This window comes from Anaeromusa sp. (assembly GCF_028691475.1).
GTDB lineage: Bacteria > Bacillota > Negativicutes > Anaeromusales > Anaeromusaceae > Anaeromusa.
The window spans coordinates 1-2,962 of sequence record NZ_JAQUZF010000200.1; the positions used below are offsets into that span (position 1 = coordinate 1).

The 2,962-nt window shown below is 49.9% G+C and carries 2 protein-coding genes; both read left to right on the forward strand.

Annotation, left to right across the window (positions count from 1 at the left end; all coding sequences use genetic code 11):
* The coding region (locus PHF27_RS14180) for a diguanylate cyclase (protein ID WP_300071493.1) at nt 1–1,146 on the forward strand (1,146 nt) is incomplete at its 5' end.
* 125 nt (nt 1,147–1,271) lie between these two features.
* A complete protein-coding gene (locus PHF27_RS14185; protein WP_300071496.1) occupies nt 1,272–2,555 on the forward strand; it encodes a globin-coupled sensor protein in 1,284 nt (427 codons plus the stop codon).
* Nucleotides 2,556–2,962: the final 407 nt, after the last annotated feature.

Below are 2,962 nucleotides of genomic sequence, written 5' to 3' on the forward strand. Positions count from 1 at the left end.
CGTTATTTAGAGACAATCCAGGATTTTTCCCGGGAGTTTTCGACGCTGCCGGTGAAGGGGAACGACGAGATCGCGGTACTGACAAAGAAACTACAGCAAATGCTGCGGCAGCTTTGGGATAATCATCAACAGATGCAGTATCTTGGTTGGTATGATGGGTTAACAGGCGCCCGTAACCGCTTGGCTTATGAAGCGGATTTGCAGCAGCGGGCTGCGGCGAATGCTTCAACGCCATTAGGATTGATTCTTTTTGATATTGACGGCCTGAAGCTGGTCAACGACGCCTTGGGGCATGATAAGGGTGATGAGCTTTTACGCAACATGGTGCAGACGGTAAAAACAGTGGTCCAAGATCGAGGGGAACTATATCGTATTGGCGGAGATGAGTTTGTTTTTGTTATGCAAGACCTTGAAGAAGAGGCGCTGCATGGCTATGCGGAAGTGTTGCGGAAGCGCCTTGGCTTTGTAGCGTTGGAGGGCGGTATTCCGTTTAGTGTATCCATCGGTTTTGCCTGGGGAGAGCAAAACCGGGAAGGCGAGCTCACGCGAAGTGCGGACCGCATGATGTATGGTGAGAAGCTTTTTCGGCAGCATAGCCGCTGCAATGAGGTGGTGCAGTCTTTGCGGGAGGCCTTGGCGGCACGAGATCATATTACGGAAGGACATGCCGGGCGTTTAGGCGAGCTGGCAGTGGCTGTGGCCAGACGAATTGAAAGCCCCTTGGAGTCGCTGGGAGATTTGCGATTGTTAGCGGAATTCCATGATGTAGGGAAGATTGGCGTGCCGGACCGAATTTTGAACAAACCGGGACGTCTGGAACCAGACGAGTGGGAGGAGATGCGTAAACATAGCGAGATCGGCTATCGTATTGCGCAAGCGACACCAACGCTGCAGCCTATTGCGAGTTTCATTTTGCACCATCATGAATGGTGGGATGGCCAGGGATATCCGTTGGGACTGGCTGGCGACGAGATTCCCTTGGCCTGCCGTATTTTGTCAATCGTTGACGCATATGACGCGATGACGAATGACCGTCCGTACCGCAAGGCTATGTCGAAAGAGGAAGCCTTGGCAGAACTAAGAAGAGGTGCTGGTAGACAGTTTGATGCGCAGCTAGTGGCTGCTTTTGAAGAAGTTTTACAATAAAATAATAAAACGGAAAGGAAATTGGCTTTTAGAAGCGAAATGAAAATATAGTATACGAGGTGTGCTTATGTAATCGCACGGAAAGCGGTTACCTTGGGCTATAAGGGCAAGAGGAGGACGTAAGGATGTTTGGCAGAGGGAAAAGAGAAACAAGCGGCACTATTGTTCCGGGAAGTTATTCGGTGAGTAATCCAATCGCCAGGAAATTCTTAGCGTTAGATAATGGGACCCTAGGGCATTTGGAGTGCTTGAAACCGATTATTGAGGGGAATTTGGATCCGATTGCCAATGAGTTTTATCGGCGTTTGACCGATGTGCCGGAAGTAGAGGCTTTTATTAAGCAGCATTCTACCGTGGAACGGCTTAAAGTGACTTTGAAGCAATTGCTGCAAAAGCTGTATGTAACAAACATTACGCCGGAGTATATGGCTCATATGCATCGCGTCGGTGAAGTGCATAATCGTATTAAATTGCCGGCAGATTGGTTTATTCTGGCTTGTGGTGCGTTGCGCCATGTGTTGGTTCCTCATATTGTGCGTGAGTATGGCAGGGATGTAACAAAGCTGACCTTGGTCCTGCAGGCGTTTGATCAGATCATGCAGTTAATTGAGGCGGAAGTAAATCAATCCTTTATCGAATCTTTTGCCAAGGAGTTGGATAAAAAAGAAGAAATGGAAGCGCTAATGGAAGAGCAAACCGCTCTTGTCAGGAAAGTGCAGGATTCCAGCCAAACGCTGGCGGCGACGGCGGAGGAAACGACGGCATCCGCTTCGCAGATGGCCCATGCCTCGGTGCAGATTATGGACGCTTCTGAACATGCGAAAAATGCCGCGGAAGAAGCGCGGGCGAGCGCCGGCGAAGGCGAGCGGCTGTCCAGAGAAACCTTGGCTCAGGTGCAGGCAATGGTGGCTTCTAACCAGGAGGCGCAAGAGAAGGTGGCTTCTTTAGAGGCTACTTCGCAGGCGGTGGGCAATATTGTCGAAACCATTACTGGCATTGCTGGTCAGACGAACCTGCTGGCGTTGAATGCGGCCATTGAAGCGGCTCGTGCTGGTGAAGCCGGACGCGGCTTTGCCGTAGTTGCAGAGGAAGTGCGGAAACTAGCGGAACAAAGCCGTTCGGCGGCTAACGAAATTGTAGAGCTGATTCAACGCAACAATGCTTCCACTGGCGAAGTGGTGTCCAGTATGGCTCAGCAAGCGGAAACCATGAATCGCGTGGGCGCGGCAGTGAATGAGACCTCTGGGCGGATGACGCATATTATGGAATCCATTGCTAACAACTACAAGCAAGTGGAACATATCAATACGGCAGTAGCCAGCTTGGTAGAGACCTCGCACGAGATCGAAAAGGCTTCCGACGAAGTAGCCGGAGCGGCTACCGACTTGTCGGCTATGGTTGTAAAATAAAAAAGGGATAGTCAGAAACGAGCAGCCAGCGCAGGTTGCTCGTTTCCTTTTTCGCGAGGCAGAGAACGATGCATCCTCTGTTTGTTTGTAAATTCTGTACCCCTGTAGCCCTCTCTCTACTCCTGTTAAAAATTCGGACCCTCGTTCGTACCCTCGGATTCTCTCGCGACTCTTGTTCAATTCCCGTCGCAAACGCAGCTCCAAGAAAAATCCAAGAAAAATCCAAGGAAATCAAGGCATAATAAGAATGGGTAGTTATCAATGAAATTAAGGGGGCATAAAAATGCAAATTGGTTCTGTGAGTAGTACTGCAAGCAGTATGCAGCAAACACTTAGTAAAAGCACTTCTAGCACTTCGAGTTCTTCCAGTAGCTCAGACTCCACGCTGGAAAAATTGAAACAGCAAA